The 4416-nt window shown below is 41.7% G+C and carries 5 protein-coding genes and 1 pseudogene; all 6 read right to left on the bottom strand.

The annotated features are described in order from the left end of the window. Positions 1-285, bottom strand: a 285-nt coding sequence (locus tag SPADD19_RS01165) for a GreA/GreB family elongation factor (RefSeq protein ID WP_481906728.1), incomplete at its 3' end; no start/stop codon positions are given. Between the two features lie 57 nt (positions 286-342). Beyond that, positions 343-1872, bottom strand: coding sequence for an endolytic transglycosylase MltG (gene mltG / locus SPADD19_RS01160; protein WP_481906738.1), 1530 nt, complete (start codon positions 1870-1872; stop codon positions 343-345). A 59-nt stretch (positions 1873-1931) separates the two neighbouring features. Then, entirely contained in the window at positions 1932-2441 is a 510-nt protein-coding gene (locus tag SPADD19_RS01155; RefSeq protein ID WP_205617838.1) for a GNAT family N-acetyltransferase, read from the bottom strand. Between the two features lie 12 nt (positions 2442-2453). After that, positions 2454-2870, bottom strand: coding sequence for a GNAT family N-acetyltransferase (locus tag SPADD19_RS01150; RefSeq protein ID WP_021153712.1), 417 nt, complete (start codon positions 2868-2870; stop codon positions 2454-2456). Positions 2871-2951: 81 nt separating this feature from the next. Then, positions 2952-4286 (bottom strand): UDP-N-acetylmuramate--L-alanine ligase, encoded by a 1335-nt coding sequence (gene murC / locus SPADD19_RS01145; RefSeq protein WP_061454986.1) that lies wholly within the window; start codon positions 4284-4286, stop codon positions 2952-2954. Positions 4287-4295: 9 nt separating this feature from the next. Next, a pseudogene (locus SPADD19_RS12250) lies at positions 4296-4416 on the bottom strand (cystathionine gamma-synthase); the annotation flags it as partial.

Raw genomic sequence — 4416 nt, 5'->3', positions numbered from 1 at the left:
GACTGTAACGGTTTTTCCGATCGCTACTTCGTCTACAGCAACTGCATCGCTATCAACGATTTCAGCATAGCGGATTTTTGTTTCCAAGCTTGAGATTTGACCTTCCACAAAAGCTTGTTCATCTTTTGCTGCTTCGTACTCAGAGTTTTCTGAGAGGTCACCGTATGAACGAGCGATCTTGATCCGTTCTACGACTTCAGGTCGACGGACCAATTTCAATTCTTCTAATTCTAGTTCTAATTTTTCTTTTTCTGCTAGGGTCATTGGGTATGTTTTTTCTGCCATTATACTTCTCTTTCTATTATTTGAATGAAAAAGCTGTGGACGCGCCACATGCTTTTTCTAGTTTGAACTTGCTTGTGTCAATTTACTATTGACGTGTTCTTCTACATTTTTATTGTGTTCTTCGTATGTCTTAGCGAAGAAGACTTCACCATTTTCGACATTTGCGACAAAATACAAGTAGTCTGTCTTACTTGGGTTCACCGCCGCTTCGATCGCTGATACTCCAGGGTTATCCACTGGACCAGGCATCAAACCGGTATTCTTATAAATATTATAAGGTGAATCCAGCTCTGTATCAATCGTTGCATCTTCTTTTAAGGTCGTCTTTTGACCAAGTTTCCCTTCTGCATAAAGAATTGCAATATTACTTTGCAAAGGCATGTCTTGGTTCAAACGGTTATAGAAGACACTTGCGATATCTTTGCGGTCTTGATCCGTCGCCCCTTCTTTTTCAACCAAGGAAGCAAGAGTCAATACTTCGTTTACATTGATGTTCTTGCTCTCAAGTGTTTCATAGTATGGGGTTAAGTTTTGATCCATGGCCGCCAGCATCTGATCGATCATTTCTTTCACTGTGGTATCTTTCCCATAGTTATAAGTAGCTGGGAAGAGATAACCTTCTAAACGGTAGCGAACACCAGAATCCTTACCTGGCAGATTCGCCAAGAGCTTAGGATATTTGGCCACCATCTTCTCAATAAAGGCATCGTCTTGGACAGCCTTCAAGAAATCTTCTTTCTTAAATGGAGTCTTGCCTGCCTTCTTAGTGGAGACATCGGTAGTGATAGCCGTCGCAATCTGATCGATCGTATAACCTTCTGGAATCGTCACCTTCCCAAGAACTGGAGCCTGAGGAGTTTTGGTTCCCTCTTCCTGCAGTTTTTGGATGATGGTTTCTAGATCCATGCTCTTTTGAAGGTTGAAATAACCGGATTTGAAATTGCTATAGTTCTTGAACTTGGTATAGTAGTTAAAGAACTGACCATTTTTCACGAGTCCTTTTTTCTCAAGGATCGCGCCAATCTCACGATTACTTGAACCTGCTGGAATCTCAACCGTCACGAATTCTGTTGCATTTTTATCCATTGGCTTGACAGCTGAATGGATATAGGTCACTGCAAAGATCCCGGTAGCCACGATCACGATCAACAAAAGGCTAACCACTGTACGAACGATGCGTTTGGCGATTTTATTTTGTTTCTTTTGTTTTTGTTGGCGCTGGTTACGAGAAGAGCGCGATAAGCTTTCCTCTACCGGTTCCTGAGTTGGTCCTTTTTTAGCAGGCTTTGTAAGCTCACTCTTTTCTTCCACAGCAGGAGTCGCCTTTACCGGCTCCACTGGTTCTTCTTTGGGAGCCAACGCAGATTCTTCTACTTTTGGAGGTGGTGTTGCTTCTTCCTCCTCTTTCAGTGAAGAAGGGGTTTCAATGCTTCGATCAGGTAGATCATACTCTTTTTCGATCTTTAAAAGCTGCTCATTGGCCTCTTCTAAGTCTCTGAGGATCTGCTCTTTGAAGCTTAATAACTTCTCACTGTCTTGTGATTTATCAGTCAAATAATTGACCTCCCTCATCATAATCCTTAATATTATATCTTAAAAGATTTAGAAAAGCAATACAAATCGCCCTTCTTCTTCAAAATACCTATTTAATCAAGGTTTTCATTTTCCCAGACCAGATTGTACCAAACCTCACCCGCATATTGGGATTCTGAAAGACCTTCATTGGTAAATCCTTGCTTTTCGTAATAAGGAATCAAATAATCATGACAGGTCAAATTGATCCCTTGACAGTCCTCCTTAATCGCGATCTCTTTCATCGCTTCAAGCAAAAGGGTTCCTACTCCAAGTCCTTGGGCTTCTTTAGCAATGGATAGACTCGTAATGGAAATAAAGCCCTTTTCTAACTGGCTTAGATCTTCAACCTCTGAAAAAGAGGAATCGATTAAATAGCGCTCCGGTCTAACAGGTCCTTCTAAATACCCTAAAATCTGACCTTGGCACTCTGCTACAAGAAAAGTCGCTTGAATCTTTTCAATGTGATCTTTTAAAATCTCACGCGCAATCGCTTCTTCTTCTGAGAAATTCTCAAGCTCAATGCGCTCGATCGCATCCAAATCCTGCAGCTCTGCCTGTCTAATGTGAATCTTTTCTTTCATCATTTACCCCTACTATCGCTCCCAAACCATACAAACACCTCGATCAGACTCAGCTTCATCTCGAAATCCTTGCTGGGAAAAATAAGATAGCAAGTCTTCTGGGCAATCGATCCAAATGGCCTTCTTTTCCTTTTGAACAGCTAGATCCTTTAAAGCCGCGATCAAAATAGAGCCATAGCCTTGACCTTGAAAGGCTGGCCTCACTGCTAATCGCAATACGATTAGGTCTCCTTTTACATGCTGGTCTTCTGTCGCCAACAAGTAGGCCACAGCATCCCCCGCCTGCTCTGCAAGCAAAGAAATGGCTTCCTTCGAACCTAGCGCTTCCTCAAGAGTGGCCCTGTGCTCCTTTCCTTCATTCTCATGAAGTTCTTCTTCTAGCAAGCCCAGCTGTTCTTGATCAGCTGGGGTGATTGATCGAATCACCATCCTGCTTTCCTCATCTCATACTCCTTCAGTGGACAGATAAATTTGAGTCTGGAACCAATCGATTCCAGACTCAATCATCTCTTATTGTACACTATGTGTCAAACTAGATAATAAACGCTCAAATGAGTATTCATAGGTTTGAATATCTCCTGCCCCCATAAAGACATAGACTGCATTGTCATGGTCAAGAAGAGGAGAAACATTCTCAGCTGTAATAATCGCTGAACGTTTGACAATTTTTGCTTCCAAATCTTCAACTTTCACATCGCCGTGATCAACTTCACGCGCAGAGCCATAGATCTGTGCCAAGTAAACAGCATCTGCTTGATTCAAGGCTTCAGCAAATTCATCCAACAAAGCAATGGTCCGTGTAAAGGTATGTGGTTGGAAAATGGCTACGATTTCTTTACTTGGATATTTTTGACGGGCCGCATCCAAGGTAGCAATAATTTCTGTTGGATGATGCGCAAAGTCATCGATGATCACTGTTCCGTTGACCACTTTTTCAGTAAAACGGCGTTTCACTCCAGCAAAGGTCTTCAAATGCTCACGGACTAAATCTAAGTCAAATCCTGCAATGTAAAGCAAGCCAATGACAGCTGTGGCATTCATGATGTTGTGACGACCAAATGTTGGGATATGGAATTGCCCCAAATCTTCTCCACGGAAATGAACGTTGAAGGTTGAACCTGTCGTTGAGCGAAGCAAGTTGCTTGCCACAAAATCGTTAGTCTCCTTATCAAAACCATAGTAATAAATTGGTGCTGATGAGGTAATCCGACGCAATTCTTTGTCTTCTCCGTAGATGAAGAGTCCTTTACTGATTTGTTTGGCATAATCATTAAAGGCATTAAAGACATCTTCTAAGCTCATGAAATAGTCTGGATGGTCGAAGTCAATATTGGTGATGATGCTGTATTCAGGATGGTAAGGCATAAAATGGCGTTCATACTCATCTGATTCAAATACAAAGTATTTGGCTGCTGCAGAACCACGACCTGTCCCGTCACCAATCAAATAACTGGTATCAGTGATATTTGATAAGACATGCGAAAGCATCCCTGTTGTTGAGGTTTTTCCGTGTGCTCCGGCAACCCCCATACTGACAAAGTCACGCATAAATTCACCAAGGAATTCATGGTATCGTTTATAGGTTAGGCCATGCTCATCTGCATAAGCGATTTCCACATTGTTATCTGGACGGAAAGCATTCCCGGCAATGAGGATCTTGTCGCCTTCCAAATTTTTTACATCAAATGGATAAATTTGAATTCCTGCTTGTTCCAAGCCACGTTGCGTAAAGTAATACTTCTCAACATCTGACCCTTGAACCGTATGTCCCATTTGGTGAAGCATGAGAGCTAAAGCACTCATCCCTGCTCCTTTAATTCCAATAAAATGGTATGTGTTAGACATGTTTTCTCCTTATTCTTGATCTAGATGGGTTAAATCCAATTCTTGCTTGATCGGCTGTGGTTTCAACTTGTGCTGATCTTTATTGTATATTTGACTAGTCTTTAAGAAATCATAATTGTTTTCTTTTCAG

This window comes from Streptococcus parasanguinis (assembly GCF_001578955.1).
Taxonomy (GTDB): domain Bacteria; phylum Bacillota; class Bacilli; order Lactobacillales; family Streptococcaceae; genus Streptococcus; species Streptococcus parasanguinis_U.
Note: the sequence above shows the minus strand (reverse complement) of the source record. Positions and strands in the feature narration are given on the sequence as shown.

What these genes read in the sequence shown, in the direction of transcription:
- SPADD19_RS01155 (WP_205617838.1), bottom strand. Translation starts at nt 2,441, where the DNA reads ATGAAAGAAAAGATTCACATTAGACAGGCAGAGCTGCAGGATTTGGAT.
- SPADD19_RS01150 (WP_021153712.1), bottom strand. Translation starts at nt 2,870, where the DNA reads ATGGTGATTCGATCAATCACCCCAGCTGATCAAGAACAGCTGGGCTTG.
- murC (WP_061454986.1), bottom strand. Translation starts at nt 4,286, where the DNA reads ATGTCTAACACATACCATTTTATTGGAATTAAAGGAGCAGGGATGAGT.